Genomic DNA, 16,976 nt, shown 5'->3' on the forward strand with positions numbered 1-16,976 from the left:
CATGTCAATAGAATACCTTGGACTTAGTTCCATAAACGGACCACTGGTAGTTCTTGAGGGTGTCAAGGGTGCTGCCTATGATGAGATTGTAGAAATGACCGTAAACGGTAAAGAAAGACGTCTTGGCAAAATCATTGAAATAAACGGTGACAAAGCGGTAATACAGGTTTTTGAAGGAACCGACGGTATGGCACTTAGAAACACACATACCAAGCTTACAGGAAAGCCTATGGAAATAGGCGTTTCCGAGGCAATGTTCGGAAGAACTTTCAACGGTATCGGAGAACCTATCGACGGACTTGGAAGTGTAGAGGCGGAAAAGACCATAGATGTAAACGGAAAGCCTTTAAATCCTGTCACAAGGGAATATCCGAGAAACTATATCAGAACCGGTATTTCCGCTATCGACGGACTTATGACACTTATCAGAGGTCAGAAGTTACCTATATTCTCAGGAAACGGCCTTCCACATGATGAACTTGCGGCACAGCTTGTTCGTCAATCTTCTTTGGGTGACAGCAACAATGATGATGAGAAGTTTGCGGTTGTATTTGCAGCCATGGGTGTAAAGCATGATGTGGCTGATTTCTTCCAGAGAACATTTGCAGAGAGCGGTGTTAGTGACCATGTTATCACATTCATCAATCTTGCAAACGATCCTGTGGTTGAAAGACTTATTACTCCGAAGGTGGCTCTTACCGTTGCCGAGTATCTTGCCTTTGAAAAGGGCATGCATATACTTGTAATACTTACAGATATGACTTCTTTTGCAGAGGCAATGCGTGAGGTTTCATCTTCAAAGGGTGAGATTCCTTCAAGAAAAGGTTTCCCGGGATATCTTTATTCAGAGCTTGCCACCATATATGAGAGAGCGGGTATTGTAAACGGTGTGAACGGTTCCGTTACACAGATTCCGATACTTACCATGCCGAATGATGATATCACTCACCCGATTCCCGATCTTACCGGGTATATAACCGAAGGACAGATAGTTCTTGACAGAGACTTAAACGGTCAGTCAATCTATCCTCCTATCTCGGTACTTCCGTCTCTTTCAAGACTTATGAAGGACGGTATCGGTGAAGGCTTTACAAGAGCGGACCATCAGGATGTTGCAAATCAGCTCTTCTCTTCCTACTCTAAGGTAGGTGATGCCAGAGCACTTGCATCAGTTATCGGTGAGGATGAATTGTCCGATACGGATAAACAATACCTTATATTCGGTAGAGCCTTTGAGCAGATGTTTATCGGTCAGTCTGTTAATGATAACAGAACAATATTTGATACCTTGGAAATCGGTTGGAAACTTCTGGGTCTGATGCCTAGAGGCGAGCTTGACAGAATAGATACAAAGGTACTTGATCAGTATTATAAGCCAACAGTACTTGATGCAAACGGTGATATAGTTCCTGCTGCAGTAGAGGATTAAATATGAATATTAATACATTCCCGACAAAGGGTAATTTGATAGCCTCAAAAAACTCTCTGGCACTGGCAAGGCAGGGCTATGGCTTGATGGATAAGAAGAGAAATATTCTTATCCGCGAGCTTATGGGATTGATTGATGAGGCTAAGGAAATCCAAAAACAAATAGATACGACCTTCAGTGCCGCTTACAAGGCACTGATGTATGCAAATATCGAATTGGGTATCGACTTCGTATCGGATATCGCAGGTTCGGTGCCTGTTGAAGACAGTATACAGATAAAGACCAGGTCGGTAATGGGTACTGAAATACCTCTTGTAAGATTTGATGATTCTCCCATGGAGCCTACATATGCTTATTACGCTACAAGAGAGTCACTTGATAAAGCCAGAGAATGCTTTAATGAAGTAAAAAGACTTACCGTAAGACTCTCCATGATAGAAAATTCCGCTTATCGTCTGGCAAGAAATATTAAAAAGACTCAAAAAAGAGCCAATGCCTTAAAGAATATCACTATTCCAACCTATGAAAATCTCACAAAGAGTATCACGAATGCTTTGGAAGAAAAGGATCGTGAGGAATTCACCAGGTTGAAGGTTATAAAGTCTTGGAAGGATGCATGATGAAAATACTTAGATTCTTTTTAGGAATTATTTTAAGCTTTTCACTGATGTTTATCGTATTGGTTACATCCATAGAAATTGCGGCATATTCCGACTTCTCTTTTTATGAAAAAGAATATAAGAAATATGCTGTAACAAGCTATGTGGATATTTCAATGCCGGATCTTATGAATGTTACAAAAGAAATGATGAGCTATCTGAAAGGTGACAGAGAAAAGCTCTCCGATATAAATGCAAATATCGCAGGAATCCCCGACACGGCTTTCTTTAATGAAAGAGAGGTTGCACATATGGAGGATGTACGAGGTCTTTTTGTAGGAGCTGTTTATCTTCGATATATACTTATAGCGGTCAGTATTCTTTGCATTATAGCGGCAAAATTATTAAAAGGTAAAGTATTTTCATTTCTGTCAAATGTACTTACATTCGGCACTTTAATTACTCTGGCCATAACTGCCGTTTTGGTATTTCTTATTGCCGGAGATTTTGAAAAATATTTTATAATCTTCCACCATATCTTTTTTAACAATGATTTGTGGATGCTTGACCCGGCTACCGACAATTTGATAAATATAGTGCCACAGGGCTTCTTTATGGATATGTCTAAAAGAATTATGATAGTATTTTCCGCTTTTATCCTGTCTATGATAGGTAGCGGTGTGGTTTTAAAGAAAATTTTTAAATAATTTTTATAATAAGGTGTATGTATCTTACTTACACCTTATTTTTATATTTGCATATAATATGATATTATGATAAATTATGACTTTAGAAAAATATTTTCTTAGGAGGTTATTTATGAAGAAAAAATGGTGGCATGGTAAAGTTGCTTATCAAATATATCCAAAAAGTTTTAATGATACTACAGGAAGCGGTATAGGTGACCTGAGAGGTATTACAGAAAAACTTGACTATTTAAAAGTTCTCGGAGTTGACATAATATGGTTGTCTCCTTGTTACTGCTCTCCTTTTGCAGATCAGGGCTATGATATTTCAGACTACTACAATATAGATCCCGTATTCGGAAATATGGACGATATGGATGAACTTTTGGCAGAAGCTAAAAAAAGAGATATGTACATCCTTATGGACCTTGTAGTAAATCACTGCTCAGACGAGCATGAGTGGTTTAAAAAAGCTATGGAAGATCCTGACGGAGAATATGGAAAGTACTTCTATATCGAAGAAGGTAAGGACGGCAAAGAGCCTAATAACTGGCGCTCTTACTTTGGCGGAAGTGCATGGGAAAAGATCCCCGGTACGAACAAGTACTATCTTCACCTCTTCCATAAAAAGCAACCTGACCTCAACTGGGAAAACAAAAAAGTTCGTGAAGAAATATATACAATGATCAACTGGTGGCTTGAGAGAGGACTTGCAGGCTTTAGAATTGATGCCATTATAAATATAAAGAAGGCTCTACCTATAATTGACTATTGCTACCCACCCGATAGAGAAGACGGCTTTGTGGAGACACATAGAATGCTTGAGGATGCTATAGGTGTAGGTGACTTCCTTACAGAACTTAAAAATGAAACATTTGCCAAGCATGACGCTTTCACAGTCGGTGAAGTATTTGACGAGCGTGAAGAGGATATTCCTCTTTTCATCGGTGATGACGGCTATTTTTCAAGTATGTTTGACTTCAATGAGACAATATTCGGAAAGAGTAGGAACGGTTGGTATGACTGCAAGCCTATCACCCCTGATGACTATAAGAGATGCTGCTTTGAGACTCAGGAAAAAATCGGTGATATCGGAATGATTTCCACCATTATCGAAAACCATGATGAGCCAAGAGGTGTGAGCCACTATATCCCTGCAGACGAGCTTAGCGAAACCGCAAAAAAATTCCTCGGTACAATGCAGTTTATGCTTCGTGGACTTCCGTTTATATATCAGGGCCAGGAAATAGGTATGGAGAATGTAAACTTCACCTCTATGGACCAAATAGATGATATATCAACCCGTGACCAGTATAAAGTAGCAATTGAAGCCGGACTTTCTCCGGAAGAAGCATTTGCGGCCGTAAAGCATTACAGCCGTGACAACAGCCGTACTCCTTTCCAGTGGGATGACAGCAAAAATGCAGGATTTACAACAGGAAACCCATGGCTTATGGTAAGCCCTGACTATAAGAGAATCAATGCGGCATCACAAATAAATGATCCTGACTCCCTGCTCTCTTACTATAAAAAACTTACCGCTCTCAGAAAAAATCCGGAATATTCCGAGACTGTGGTATATGGTAAGACCGTACCGTATCTCCCTGAGGTAGAGAAACTTATGGCATTTAAGAGAGTTTCAGATAATCAGACTTTACTTGTACTCGGCAACTTCCAGACCAAGCCGCAGACTGTAAAACTTCCTTCAAAATGTAAAAAGGTTGTTTTAAACAATGTGGAAAATGTTGACTTTGTATCAGATACAGAGATAAGGCTTGAAGGATACCAGGCACTTGTGATTGAAATCTAAAAAAAAATTTGCTGTTGCACTGTATAAAAGTGCAACAGCCAAATAAGTAAATAAATATAATTATACTATATGAATTTCTTTTTTATTATTCCGTTCTTTAAGTCTGCAATATTATATAAATCTTTCTGTATTAAAAATGTCTCATTTAAGTTTCCCTTTGCTTTTTGCCATCCTGCTCCGTCTGTAAACCAGACAAAGTGAACATTTTCAATTCCATCTGCTTCTAATGATATAGTTTTAAAGCTTCTTGCAGTCTCATTGAGTTTAGAGCCCCCTGAAGAATAGCAATTACATTCACATATATAGACATCTCTACTCCCCTCCGGCTTCACTACAAAGTCAAATCTTTTCTTAGCAATGCCATCAGCACTAATTGTTGAAAGATCATATCCCCATTTTTTCTCTACGTCATGTAGATACATCTCTTTGAAATATGTAATATCCTTTTTAAACCCTGCTTCTTTTATAAAGAACTCGACCAGATCCTCCATCTGATCTCCACCTCTGTTTTTTCTTGCATTACTATCCAAGCCAATATTGATTCCAAGACCCACATCTAATAAATCACCAATAACATGACTCTGTAGGAGCTCAAAAATTCCTGTTTTTCGCATAAATTCAACATACAACTCCACATCATAATTCATATTATTAAAATTAAAATCGAGTCTTCTGTCATTCTCTGTAATCGCAATGGTATCTTCTCTAACTGCCAATAACAATGGTATGGCTTTTATACATTCAGGATATTCCCTAACTAAATCTCTAAACTCATCCTCAATATTCTCAACACCTTTTAATGTATTTAATAAAGCCAATTGTCTTTTAACTTTAGCTGTATTCTTATAAGCGGTACTATAGTTTACATAATAATTCCAACTATTTATATTATCTGTAAATGAATTTAACCACTCTTCAAAATTCCTATTTGTCATTAACCGTCTCCAATCGTAATTTTGTAATATGTAGATATTCCTCTTCTATATCAATTCCTATAAACAATCTGCCCAGCCTGTTTGCTACCACTCCTGTTGTGCCTGACCCACAAAACGGATCTAATATAATATCTCCGGGATGCGTGGATGCTTGTATTATCCTATCCAGTAAATATTCCGGCTTTTGAGTCGGATGTTTACCATATTTTTTCTCTGATGGTTTAGTTAAACCTCCTGTCCAAACATCCTTCATCTGTTTTCCAGCATTATACTCTTTCATTAGTTTATAATTAAAAAAATGATTAGCTTTTTTATCGGCCTTCTGTGCCCACAGTATGGTTTCTGTTGAATGTGTAAAACATTTGCAAGCAAGATTTGGTGGAGGATTTGTTTTTTGCCATGTAATATTATTGATAATTTTAAAACCTTCCTGTTCAAGAGCCATACCGATAGAATAAATATTATGTAATGTACCGGAAATCCAAATACTTCCATCCGGCTTTAAAGCTTTCTTACAAAGTCTAATCCATTTTCTGTTAAATCTATGCTTTTCAGTAACATTTACCGAAGTGTTTCCAATCTTATCCCACTCTCCTTTATTAACTGAAACCATTTTACCACCACTACATGTTACCCCACCACTGCTCAAAAAATATGGAGGATCTGCAAATATCATATCTATACTTTCAGGTTTTACTTTTTTTAATACCTGAAATAAATCTCCTAATATTATTTGAGAATACTCATTTTCATAGAAATACTTCTGGTTCTTACAAAATAATCTTTGCATTTGAAACATCCTTTAATAATTACAAATAATTACCTCTTCCCCGGTCCTTTTAGATGCATCTGAGTTTATCATTCTCTTCACACTGACAATATCTATTTTATAACCCTTATTTCCATATAGACTATTGATAAAATCTGTATTATGATTTGTGAGCATACAATAACAACCTCTATCCGTCAGCTTATCAAACACCTTTGCAAGTCTTTTATGACTCTCTATATCAAAACCCTCTTTAGTATAAGATTCAAATGATGTAGGATTTAATGGCGCATATGGACTGTCCAAAAACACAAAATCACCCTTTCCTGCACCTTGACATGCCACTTCAAAATCTCCTGACATAATGGTTACATTCTTTAAATAATCTGAAACTACCATTATTGATTCTTCATCAATAGATTCCCTCTTACTATTATTGTACGGAACATTAAATAATCCTTTGCCATTAACTCTGTATAATCCATTAAAACAATGCTTATTTATAAATACAAATAGTGCTGCCAATTCTATATCAAACTCATCTTTCATTAATTTATCATTATAATGCTCTCTTAATGAGTAATAATATGTTTTTCCATCTTCTCCTATTTTAGAGTCTATTTCTTTCACACATTCAATAAACTGCTTTGGACTATTCGCTATTACTTTATATGTATTAATTAAAGATTCATTAATATCATTAATTAATGCATTTTTAGGTTGCAGTCCAAATAAAACTGCCCCTCCACCTATAAAAGGCTCAAAATAATTAACATAGCGCTGAGGCATTCTTTCAACTATTCTTTCCAGTAACTGCCTCTTTCCACCTGCCCATTTAACAAATGGTGCTATATTTTTATTTGACATATATATTCCTCTTTTCGTATAACTTGTTTCATTATACGTTAAAAATAGTTCAATATCAATGTAGTTAACTTTTTTATAATATATAGATTTATTTTTCAAAAACAAAGATATACTCATGTGCCAAGAGCAAAAACTTTCTATCCACTTTAAGCCATTTGTCTGTTGAACTACAATTATGTTGTTCTTTTATTATTATCTCTTTATTTTTAAATCCTACATTTAAAAACTTTTCCATTAACATAAAACCTAACGGTATAACGTTACCCTTTTCTCTTTTATCACCCATCATGACAGCACAGTATTTACCTTTTTTCAAAACACGATATGACTCCATTGCAACCTCAGTTATGGCAGTCATGAATTCATGCTTATTTAATAAAGAGATATCACCGTCTATATTATTACTATACTTGATAATATCAGCATACGGAGGATGTGTACAAATAAAATCAATCTTTTCATCTTTGATAAAAGACAGATTCACCGCATTTCCTTCTTTAATAAAAATTTTTGCTTTTGTATCATATTTAAAGTTGATATTTTTTCCCGACAGAGAAATTGATTGTGGGTTAATATCTACACCCACTGCGTTACGATGTAGTAGTTTTGCTTCTACAAGTGTAGTCCCACTACCTAAGAATTGATCCAGAATCCAGTCACCCGGCTTAGAATATAAAAGTATAAGATTTCTTGGAACATATGGAGACCAATTTCCTCGATACTCTCCTGAATGAGTTGCCCATTTGCCACGGTCCGGAAACGACCATATCGTAGACTGTTCCAAGTTAAAGTTACTCGGCTGTAATAATATACTACCCTCCCCCTTTCATATTTAATTTATCTTTATAGTACATTATTTATCACAAAAAATCTATGATTTTATAAATTTTTATTTCACTATAAGTGAATTCATATTTTTAAAATATATACATATAATGTTCTCGGATAGTTGAGGGGGTAGTGATATGAAATTTTATAATGAAACAGAGTTATATAATACCATTGGTGCAAACATAAAATATTTCAGAGAGAAGTCTGGACTTACACAATTGGATCTATCAGAAAAATCTAAAATTAGTATAAGTTACATTTCGAAAATCGAAGCACCAAGCTGTAATAAAAGTATTTCTATAGCTGTCCTAAATCATATTGCCAATACCCTTAATGTTGATATTACAGAATTTTTTGAAAGGAGAATATAATAAATGTCTAGAAAACCAAATACCTTTGGAGGCGGTGCTCGTACCAATGTTAACGGATTATCTTTTGAGCAAACCACTTCCCTTGATGATGCTTTAAAAGATGCAGGATATAGAGTTGAAGAATATGAAGTATATAATAAAAACGATAAAATTGGTCTTTCTGTTGGCAAGATCAACTTCTACAATTTTTTTTTAAAAGAAAATGGGATAGACTATTCAGCTTTTAATTCTAAACAATGGCGTCCGGATGAATGTTTTGTTAATTTCAAAAATAGAACAGTTTACATTATTGAAAAAAAATTTCAACATTGTTCCGGCTCAGTGGATGAAAAATTGCCTAATTGTGATTTTAAGAAAAAAGAATATGAAAAACTATGCCACCCAATTGATTTTAAAGTAGAGTATCTTTATATATTCAATGATTGGTTTACAAGACCAGAGTATAGAGATACTCTCCAATATATTAAAGATGTTGGATGCCACTATTTTTATAACAAAGTTCCTTTAGGATTCTTAGGTCTACAGGAACCAAATATATATAAATTATAAAATAATTATCTATCTTAAAAGGAGACTTTACTATGATTTATAAGCTACCTATAACTTTAGAAGATGGGCAAGTATTTGAATCTCTTCCTATAACTTCTGTCAGTTTTTCAAAAGTAAGTGGATATGATGGTAATGGATTACGAGTCACTAATCTTGTCGGCTTTTCCAATGGTGACTTTTTAAAAGAATGTCCTAATTGTGGTCAGATTAAATACTCCAGATGTTTTGGACTTAGAAAAACTGTTAACAGAGATCAGAGTAACTGTATATCTTGTCGAAGCAATAGTCGAGTATAATTACTAAAAAGCTATGTGCTGTCAGGAAATGATATCAATAAAAACATTATGGAGAGTTTGAATTTTTCCAGACTGTTAGCCAATTATTCGTATAAGAAAAAACTTCGAGAGAAGTTATATGCTAATATACAGATAGAAAAATCCATTCTGAAATGTCCTATATGTTCTATTCAAACAGAGGTAATTTCTGAGATATTAAAGAGAATGAATATTTCCGATGCTTCAATTATCGTTCTCTAAATACGATTTATTAAAAAATTATACTTTTTACAGTAGGAAGAAATATAAATTAATATCATTATTTTCTCTATGTAATTCTAAAGTATTTTGAAGAACAACCACAAGATAAAATAGCATAAGCTAAAATGAAAAAGCTAAATTTTATCCGGTGAATTTTATTCCAAAACGAACTAACATTACAGAGAACCAAAATATCCTAACAAAGTCACAAAGCCAAAACGCATTGTATTTGTCAGGATATTTTTATTTTGTTCTGTAGTAAATAAAATTACTTATTAGCAAACATATTTTTATATAATACTAAAAATCATCTTTTTACAACAAATTCCTATTTTCATAATTTTCTAAAGTATGAAAAATTCCTAATATATAGACATTTTTATCAACGATCTTATATATGATTACATAATCCATTCCGGTAACCTTAGCTTCATGATACTCGAACGATTTCATAAAATAATATTATAAATCATACTTATTCCTCACTGTATTAAGAGCCTCTCTTGCATCACGTACTTTTCCCTCTTTGATTTGCTGTTCTGAGTTTATAAGACTTTGATACATATTCATCTTATTGGATATTCCTTCAAAGGTATCAATACTCATAATTACCATATCACCATATCCATTTTTTGTTATAAAAACAGGTTCTGATGTACTATGGCATAAATCTGAAATCTCTGAAGTGTTTTTCAAATCTTTAATAGGAATAATTTGTGGCATAATCTCTCACCCTCTGCCATACAACTCTGTCAGGTACTTGATATTTTTCCATGTATTCTCATCTATCTCATTCTCGGTAAGTCTGAACATCCAGTTCTTACCTATTGTGGAAGGTGTGTTCATTCTATACCTGTGGTCATAGTGAAGATAGTCCTGTATAGGTATAATACATGTATCCGAAACACTTCCCATAGCCGCTCTGATAAGTGCATCACAGACTTCGGTCTTCTTATCGGACTTCTTTAAATTAAAGTATGCAAGTACCATATCATACTCTTTTTCCGTAATATCATCAAGCCATCCCATCACAGTCTCATTGTCATGAGTACCGGTGTATACCACGCTGTTTCTTGTATAATTGTGAGGCAAGTAGTCGTTTGCGCTTCCCGTGTCTCTGGAATCGAAAGCAAATTCGAGGACTTTCATTCCGGGATATCCGCTGTCATTTACAAGTCTTCTTACACTGTCTGTCACATATCCAAGATCCTCCGCTATAAGCTTACAGTCACCAAGTCTTTCCTTTATCTTATTGAAGAGTTCAATACCCGGACCCTTCTCCCAGTGACCGCCTGCAGCAGTCTCATTCTCTGCAGGGATGGAATAATATTCATCAAATCCTCTGAAATGATCTATCCTTATAACATCATAATTTTCAAAATTTTTTCTCAGTCTCTTTATCCACCATTTAAAACCTGTATCTCTGTGATATCCCCAATTATAAAGCGGATTTCCCCAAAGCTGTCCGTCAGGAGCAAAACCGTCAGGCGGACAACCGGCCACCGCTACAGCCTTACCCTCTTCATCCATTTGGAACAACTCTCTGTGCGCCCAGGTGTCCGCACTGTCCATAGCCACATAAATAGGAATATCACCGATAATCTCTACACCGTTTTCATTGGCATATGCTTTTAATTTCTTCCACTGTTCATCAAACTTATATTGTAGGAACTGATAAAATTCTATATCAAAGTAAAGCTTCTCCCTATAATAATTGATGGCATAATCATATCTTTCTCTTATATCCTTCGGCCAGGTATTAAAAGGCTCTCCGTTAAAATAGTCTTTAAGCGCCATAAAGAGTGCATAATCCCAGAGCCATTTGGAATTCTCATAAACAAAATCTGCAAATTTATCATCTTCGTAGACCTTTGCTCTCTCATATGCCTTATGCAAAAGCTCAAATCTTCCTTCATAGAGCTTTTTATAGTCCACTTTCTTTAGATCCGTACCGAAATCTATGTTGTCACATTCTTTTTTTGTCAAAAGCCCTTCTTCTATAAGCTGTTCAAGATCTATAAAGTACGGATTTCCTGCAAATGTGGAAAATGACTGATATGGTGAGTCTCCATAACTTGTAGGTCCGAGAGGTAATATCTGCCAGTATGATTGCTTTGCCGCTTTTAACTTGTCAACAAAGTGATATGCCGCTTTTCCGAAACTTCCTATTCCGTACTTGCCCGGAAGGCTGCTTATATGAAGTAATATTCCACTTTTTCTCATTTTCTCCTCCTTATTTTTTAAGCCATGCAAAACCGGATTCGCATGGCTTATATTTAGGGTTTACCCCTTTAACATCTTATTTAATGGCTCCGTCTACCATTCCCTGAATGATCTGCTTTTGTGCAATCAGGAATAATAATACTATAGGAATCATAGCAAGGAATGCGGCGCTAAGAATCAAATCCCACTGCTTTACATAAGAGCCTACAAAGCTGCTTACTGCGATAGGCAGTGTTTTGATCTTACCGTTAAGTCCAAGCATAATGGACGGAAGCAAGTAGTCGTTCCATATCCACAAACCGTTCAGTATAAGAACCGTCATCTGTACCGGACGAAGAAGAGGCATTATTATTCTGAAGAATGTGCCTTCAGGAGAGCAACCGTCAATCCATGCAGCCTCCTCAAGCTCCTTTGGAATACCCTTTATAAATCCGTGCAATACAAATATTGACATGGAACCTCCAAAGCCGAGGTAAGCAAATACTACACCCTTATAGCTTGAAAGCATCTGTATTCCTGTAAAGTTTCCTATATTCTTGAAAACTGTAAGTATAGGAAGCATAACTACCTGGAAAGGAATAACCATAGCCGCTACAAACATCATGAAGATAAAGTTTGACCAACCCTCTTTATGATGACGGCTGAGTACCCATGCCGCCATTGATGAGAACAATGTCAAAAGCACAAGTGAAACTACTGTAATTATCAAAGAGCTTCTGAAAGAACTCCAATAACTGAAGTTGTCATTGTTTATAACACCCTTAAAGTTTGCAAGCATCTGTCCCCAGTTCTTAGGTAAAGATATAGGACTTATTACTATATCTGCGCTGGTTTTTGCAGAGTTTATAATTACCAGGAAGAACGGGCACAATATAAAGAATGCAATGATAAAGCCTATAATACTGCCGATTAAATTTCTTGATTTCTGTGCTTTCATTATAGCTCTACCTCCCTCTTCTTACTGATTGCAACCTGTGTCAAAGATACTGCTGCAAGTATTATAAAGAATACAACCGCCTTGGTCTGACCAAGAGCATAATTATTCTTTCTTATAGCTGTATTGTAAATATTAAGAGCCAAAAGCTCTGTAGCCTGGATAATCTTCGGTCCCATAATACGGCTCGGTGCACCGTTTGTTATCGCAAGGTTTAAGTCAAACTGCTTAAATGAATTTACCAATGTAAGGAATATACATACTGTAAATGTATTTGCAATCATAGGTATCTTTATCTTAAACAATGTTGTAAATGCTGAAGCGCCGTCAACTCCCGATGCCTCAAGTACATCCTTGGGCACAGTCTGAAGACCTGTAAGATAAATAAGCATTATATATCCGGCATACTGCCATGTATTTACTATCAAAATAGCAAGCAGTGCGAGGTTGGCATCTGTAAGCATTGACAATGAACCTGCAAATATGGTTGTAAATACCTTATTGAAGATAAACTGCCATACATAACCGAGTACAAGACCACCAATCAGGTTCGGTAAAAAGTAAGCCGAACGGAAGAAAGATGTACCTTTCATCTTTGATGAACACACAAGCGCCAGTGCAAATCCGACAACATTGACCAAAACCATATTTATAACTGTATATATAAGTGTAATTACAAATGAATATACATAGTCCGACTGCTTAAACATTGTAATGTAATTTTCAAATCCGACAAATCTTGTAACCTGTATTCCGTTCCAATCTGTAAATGAATATATAATACCCAAAATAAACGGAATTATAACTGTCACTGCAAAAGTAAATACCATTGGAAATAAAAATACCATATTTACTATCTTTGTGTGCTTCTTGTGCGGCATTTTAAATACGCCTAATATAAGTAAAATAACACCTAAAATAAGTATATATCCTCTAAGCTCTCCTGTAGCCCCGGTCAGGTCCAAAATCAATGCATAAATTGTAAGTATTGCTCCAAGAGCCAGCATTGCCAAAGGAATTATTTTTTTATCTGTATTCAATTTTCACTCCTTTCAATAAACTTAGCTTAAAAAATCTTTCTATAAAAAAATGGCGACTTTAAAAAGTCGCCATCAAAACTTCAAAGACTCGGCTGTTCTATAATTTGCGAAGCATTTTAAAAATATTATTTCTTATTGTTTGCTATGTAGTCAGCCATTGTTGACTTCATCAAAGTTACAAAATCATCTCTTGTAATACTTCCCTTTGCAAATGAATCAAATACAAGTCCAAGTGCGTTCTGTGCAAGTCCTTCAGGCATATTTGACCATGCCCATGAAGATGTCTCACCTGCATCTACATACTTCTTAAGGCTAACCGCAAGTGGAGTCTCAGGCTCTATTGTACTTGTCTTATATGGTGAAATCATACCTGCTTCTTTTACAAGAATCTCCTGTGCATCAGGATCTGTAGCAAGGAAGTCAAGGAAAGCTTTAGCACCTTCTACATTCTTACCGTCCTTATATACACACCACCATGATGGGCAGTCTGCAAGGATTCTTGTCATATCTGACTTTGTGAAAGCAAGTGGTAAAAGACCTGCCTTAAATGTTACATTGTATGTTGGGAGTGAAGGATCAATCCAGTTACCCTGTGTAATAAATGCTGTCTTTCCCTGTGCCCAAAGTGCAAGCTGATCATCATATGTTCCTGAAACAAGTACCTGTGGATCTGCATACTTGAAAAGAAGCTCTGTCATATCGGCAAACTCACCAAGTCTCTCATCATCAAGTTCACCCTTCATTGCCATATCAAAATACTTGTTGTCGCCTCTCTCAAGACCACCTGTATAGTAATAACCGAATAAGTGGTTACCTGTTGACCAATACATCTGTCCTGCCTCTGCAGCAACTGATGCTACAGCCTGAATACCAAGCTCATCCTTCATGCCGTCAAGCTTCTCAAAAGCAGCCTTGAAAGCATCATAATTTGTAAGTGTTGCAGGATCGATACCTGCTTTCTCCAAGATATCGGCATTGTATGTGATTCCATATCCCTCTACCGCATATGGGAAACCTACAACCTTACCTGTTGCCTTATCCTTGTAAGCAAAGTCTGTATTCTTTGCAAACTCTGTATCACTAAGATCTGCAACCATATCTGTCCAGTTAGCGTAATCTCCGTCACCACCGATAACGAACATATCAGGCATATTGTCGGCAGCCTTGTAGCTCTTTATCTGGCCCTGGATATCAACACCGCCACCAAGTGACTCAATAACAACTTCCTGTCCGGTCTTTTCTTTGAACTTCTCGGCAGCTTTCTTTAACTGCGCATCAATCTCAATCTTACCGTTGATAAGTCTGAGGGCATCTTTGCTTGCAGCACTGTCGGCCTTGCTCTCGCCTGCCTTAGTCTCTGCAGCACTGCTCTGATTATCTGCACCGCCGTCACTCTTTGCAGCGCCTGAACCGCAACCTGCCAAAATAGCAGATACAGCTAACACACCTGCTGCAACACTCAAGAATCTTTTTTTCATTTTATCCTCCTCCATTGAGTATCTTTATTATATTTGTCAACATTTTATCACGTTTTTCATGCGTTTTCAAGTAATAAAACAGTCGCTTCATATGGCTTTAATATGCCGTCTTCTCTGACATCTCTGTTATAATTTGATATAAGCACCTTAGCATTTTCATAGTCTGAGAAGTCAAACTTTTGCTCTGCCTTGCTGAAGTTACATACCACTAAAAGCTTTTGATTGTCCAAAGTTCTTACATATGCAAAAATATTTTCATCTTCCGGAAGTAAGAGTTCATAATTTCCGTATACTATTATCTCATTTTCTTTTCTGAGTCTGATAAGTTTCTCATAATAGTTGAATACAGAATCTTCTCTCTTTAGCTGATCGGCAACATTTATCTTTTTATAGTTCGGATTAACGGCAATCCAAGGAGTTCCCGCAGTAAAACCTGCATTCTCGCTTGCATCCCACTGCATAGGAGTTCTTGCATTGTCTCTGCTCTTATGCGCAATCTTGGGGAACATATCCTCCTTAGTATAAAGGCCGCTTTCTATAAGCTCCTTATATGCATTGATTGATTCAAGGTCTCTAAAATCATCTACAGACTTGAACACGGTATTTGTCATACCGAGCTCCTCACCCTGATATACATAAGGTGTACCCTGCATCATATGTAGGCAGGTAGCTATACACTTTGCGGAAACCTCTCTGAACTCGTCACTGTCGTCACCCAGTCTTGATACGATTCTCGGCTGGTCATGATTGCAAAAATACAAGCTGTTCCATGCCACTTCATCAAGCCCCAGCTGCCACTTTGTAAGGTTCTCCTTTAAAGGCACAAGCGGGATGCGCTTTGTTGACCACTTAAAATCCCCTTCACCGTCAAGCCCCATATGTTCAAACTGGAACACCATATTCAGCTCACTGCCCTCACTGTTTGCATATTTTTTTGCCTCTTCAAGAGTAACTCCCGCAGTCTCACCTACAGTCATAATATCAAACTTTGAAAGTACCTTCTCATTCATCTCTTTAAGATAATCATGCACCTTAGGTCCGTTGGCACATATATTCATATCTCCGTAAAGACCTACCACCTTTGCATCAGGATATCCTTCAGGCTTTGATATAAGGCTTATAACATCCATTCTGAAACCGTCGATGCCCTTTTTACACCATCTTGTCATCATATCAAAGACTTCTTTTCTGACCTTAGGATTTTCCCAGTTAAGATCAGGCTGTTTTACAGAGAAAAGATGAAGATAATACATATCTGTTTTATCATCGTACTTCCAAGCCGGACCTGAGAATGCGGAACCCCAGTTGGTAGGCTCCTTGCCGTCCTTGCCTTCCTTCCAGATATAATAATCTCTCTTTTCATTATCCTTTGAACTGCGGCTCTCAACAAACCAAGGATGCTCATCAGATGTATGATTTACTACCAGATCCATCACTATCTTTATGCCCCTTTCATGTGCCGCCGCAAGCATTCTGTCAAAGTCATCCATAGTTCCGAACTCTGTCATGATATCTTCATAATCACTGATATCATATCCGTTGTCATCATTTGGTGACTTATAAACAGGTGAGAGCCATATTACATCTATTCCAAGCTCTTTTAAATAATCAAGTTTACTTGTAATACCGTTTAAATCGCCTATTCCGTCTCCATTGCTGTCGCAAAAGCTTCTGGGATATATTTGATATACTACCGCTTCCTTCCACCATGCCTTCTTCATTTTCTTACCTCGCTATATTATTTACACCTATCGTATACTTCCTTTATCATATCAAGTTTTTTACGGTCGATATATTCTTCTTAGCATAGCACAATGCCTATTTTATGTAAATCATATATGGCACTTTCTCACTTCGTTATTTTGACGAAAGAAGGTATGTATTTTTGGTCATGCATGCGATTGAAAGCCTACACTTTA

The 16,976-nt window shown here is 36.5% G+C and carries 16 protein-coding genes; 6 read left to right on the forward strand and 10 right to left on the reverse strand.

The genetic code is table 11. From position 1 onward, the window contains the following. The first annotated feature begins 1 nt into the window (after position 1). From EHV10_RS12665 to EHV10_RS12680, 4 genes are all read left to right on the forward strand, one after another. Entirely contained in the window at positions 2-1,429 is a 1,428-nt protein-coding gene (locus EHV10_RS12665; RefSeq protein ID WP_034214108.1) for a V-type ATP synthase subunit B, read from the forward strand. Positions 1,430-1,431: 2 nt separating this feature from the next. Beyond that, positions 1,432-2,049: a V-type ATP synthase subunit D gene (locus tag EHV10_RS12670; RefSeq protein ID WP_128674963.1), complete on the forward strand. Its 618-nt coding sequence runs from the start codon at positions 1,432-1,434 to the stop codon at positions 2,047-2,049. Beyond that, complete coding sequence (locus EHV10_RS12675; RefSeq protein WP_128674964.1) at positions 2,049-2,735, forward strand: TIGR01906 family membrane protein; 687 nt, start codon at positions 2,049-2,051, stop codon at positions 2,733-2,735. The genes EHV10_RS12670 and EHV10_RS12675 overlap by 1 nt, the downstream gene beginning before the upstream one ends. Positions 2,736-2,847: 112 nt before the next feature. Then, positions 2,848-4,524, forward strand: a complete 1,677-nt coding sequence (locus tag EHV10_RS12680) for an alpha-glucosidase (protein ID WP_128674965.1) — start codon at positions 2,848-2,850, stop codon at positions 4,522-4,524. Positions 4,525-4,589: 65 nt separating this feature from the next. Here EHV10_RS12680 and EHV10_RS12685 read toward each other — a convergent pair whose 3' ends face one another. From EHV10_RS12685 to EHV10_RS12700, 4 genes are all read right to left on the reverse strand, one after another. After that, on the reverse strand, positions 4,590-5,459 hold the full coding sequence (locus EHV10_RS12685) for a type II restriction endonuclease (protein WP_128674966.1): 870 nt from the start codon (positions 5,457-5,459) through the stop codon (positions 4,590-4,592). Beyond that, positions 5,449-6,249, reverse strand: a complete 801-nt coding sequence (locus EHV10_RS12690) for a DNA-methyltransferase (RefSeq protein ID WP_128674967.1) — start codon at positions 6,247-6,249, stop codon at positions 5,449-5,451. Before EHV10_RS12690 ends, EHV10_RS12685 begins: the two co-directional genes overlap by 11 nt. A 12-nt stretch (positions 6,250-6,261) precedes the next feature. Further along, positions 6,262-7,095, reverse strand: coding sequence for a DNA adenine methylase (locus EHV10_RS12695; protein WP_128674968.1), 834 nt, complete (start codon positions 7,093-7,095; stop codon positions 6,262-6,264). A gap of 88 nt (positions 7,096-7,183) precedes the next feature. After that, positions 7,184-7,879, reverse strand: a complete 696-nt coding sequence (locus EHV10_RS12700) for a TRM11 family SAM-dependent methyltransferase (protein ID WP_330508555.1) — start codon at positions 7,877-7,879, stop codon at positions 7,184-7,186. A gap of 181 nt (positions 7,880-8,060) precedes the next feature. On the opposite strand from EHV10_RS12700, the gene EHV10_RS12705 reads away from it, so the two are divergent. Together EHV10_RS12705 and EHV10_RS12710 are read left to right on the forward strand one after the other, a co-directional pair. Beyond that, positions 8,061-8,297, forward strand: coding sequence for a helix-turn-helix domain-containing protein (locus tag EHV10_RS12705; protein ID WP_128674970.1), 237 nt, complete (start codon positions 8,061-8,063; stop codon positions 8,295-8,297). A 3-nt stretch (positions 8,298-8,300) separates the two neighbouring features. After that, the gene (locus EHV10_RS12710) at positions 8,301-8,846 is read left to right on the forward strand and encodes a PD-(D/E)XK nuclease superfamily protein (RefSeq protein WP_128674971.1); all 546 of its coding nucleotides are present in this window, start codon (positions 8,301-8,303) and stop codon (positions 8,844-8,846) included. A gap of 998 nt (positions 8,847-9,844) precedes the next feature. Here the strand turns inward: EHV10_RS12710 and EHV10_RS12715 are convergent. The 6 genes from EHV10_RS12715 to EHV10_RS12740 all read right to left on the reverse strand — a co-directional run bounded on the left by EHV10_RS12715 (position 9,845) and on the right by EHV10_RS12740 (position 16,778). Further along, the gene (locus EHV10_RS12715; protein WP_007595179.1) at positions 9,845-10,105 is read right to left on the reverse strand and encodes a type II toxin-antitoxin system Phd/YefM family antitoxin; all 261 of its coding nucleotides are present in this window, start codon (positions 10,103-10,105) and stop codon (positions 9,845-9,847) included. Between the two features lie 6 nt (positions 10,106-10,111). Continuing rightward, positions 10,112-11,605 (reverse strand): 4-alpha-glucanotransferase, encoded by a 1,494-nt coding sequence (gene malQ / locus EHV10_RS12720; RefSeq protein ID WP_128674972.1) that lies wholly within the window; start codon positions 11,603-11,605, stop codon positions 10,112-10,114. A gap of 76 nt (positions 11,606-11,681) precedes the next feature. Beyond that, positions 11,682-12,542, reverse strand: a complete 861-nt coding sequence (locus EHV10_RS12725) for a carbohydrate ABC transporter permease (protein ID WP_128674973.1) — start codon at positions 12,540-12,542, stop codon at positions 11,682-11,684. Next, the gene (locus EHV10_RS12730) at positions 12,542-13,579 is read right to left on the reverse strand and encodes a carbohydrate ABC transporter permease (protein WP_128674974.1); all 1,038 of its coding nucleotides are present in this window, start codon (positions 13,577-13,579) and stop codon (positions 12,542-12,544) included. The genes EHV10_RS12725 and EHV10_RS12730 overlap by 1 nt, the downstream gene beginning before the upstream one ends. Positions 13,580-13,704: 125 nt before the next feature. Then, entirely contained in the window at positions 13,705-15,057 is a 1,353-nt protein-coding gene (locus EHV10_RS12735) for an ABC transporter substrate-binding protein (RefSeq protein WP_128674975.1), read from the reverse strand. 56 nt (positions 15,058-15,113) lie between these two features. Next, positions 15,114-16,778, reverse strand: coding sequence for a glycoside hydrolase family 13 protein (locus EHV10_RS12740; RefSeq protein WP_128674976.1), 1,665 nt, complete (start codon positions 16,776-16,778; stop codon positions 15,114-15,116). Between the last annotated feature and the right edge of the window lie 198 nt (positions 16,779-16,976).

The sequence above is a fragment of the Lachnoanaerobaculum gingivalis genome, from assembly GCF_003862475.1.
In the GTDB taxonomy this organism is placed as follows: Bacteria; Bacillota; Clostridia; order Lachnospirales; family Lachnospiraceae; genus Lachnoanaerobaculum; species Lachnoanaerobaculum gingivalis.

Coding starts and splice junctions, on each gene's coding strand:
- EHV10_RS12665 (WP_034214108.1), top strand. CDS start 2: ATGTCAATAGAATACCTTGGACTTAGTTCCATAAACGGACCACTGGTA.
- EHV10_RS12670 (WP_128674963.1), top strand. CDS start 1,432: ATGAATATTAATACATTCCCGACAAAGGGTAATTTGATAGCCTCAAAA.
- EHV10_RS12675 (WP_128674964.1), top strand. CDS start 2,049: ATGAAAATACTTAGATTCTTTTTAGGAATTATTTTAAGCTTTTCACTG.
- EHV10_RS12680 (WP_128674965.1), top strand. CDS start 2,848: ATGAAGAAAAAATGGTGGCATGGTAAAGTTGCTTATCAAATATATCCA.
- EHV10_RS12685 (WP_128674966.1), bottom strand. CDS start 5,459: ATGACAAATAGGAATTTTGAAGAGTGGTTAAATTCATTTACAGATAAT.
- EHV10_RS12690 (WP_128674967.1), bottom strand. CDS start 6,249: ATGCAAAGATTATTTTGTAAGAACCAGAAGTATTTCTATGAAAATGAG.
- EHV10_RS12695 (WP_128674968.1), bottom strand. CDS start 7,095: ATGTCAAATAAAAATATAGCACCATTTGTTAAATGGGCAGGTGGAAAG.
- EHV10_RS12705 (WP_128674970.1), top strand. CDS start 8,061: ATGAAATTTTATAATGAAACAGAGTTATATAATACCATTGGTGCAAAC.
- EHV10_RS12710 (WP_128674971.1), top strand. CDS start 8,301: ATGTCTAGAAAACCAAATACCTTTGGAGGCGGTGCTCGTACCAATGTT.
- EHV10_RS12715 (WP_007595179.1), bottom strand. CDS start 10,105: ATGCCACAAATTATTCCTATTAAAGATTTGAAAAACACTTCAGAGATT.
- malQ (WP_128674972.1), bottom strand. CDS start 11,605: ATGAGAAAAAGTGGAATATTACTTCATATAAGCAGCCTTCCGGGCAAG.
- EHV10_RS12725 (WP_128674973.1), bottom strand. CDS start 12,542: ATGAAAGCACAGAAATCAAGAAATTTAATCGGCAGTATTATAGGCTTT.
- EHV10_RS12735 (WP_128674975.1), bottom strand. CDS start 15,057: ATGAAAAAAAGATTCTTGAGTGTTGCAGCAGGTGTGTTAGCTGTATCT.
- EHV10_RS12740 (WP_128674976.1), bottom strand. CDS start 16,778: ATGAAGAAGGCATGGTGGAAGGAAGCGGTAGTATATCAAATATATCCC.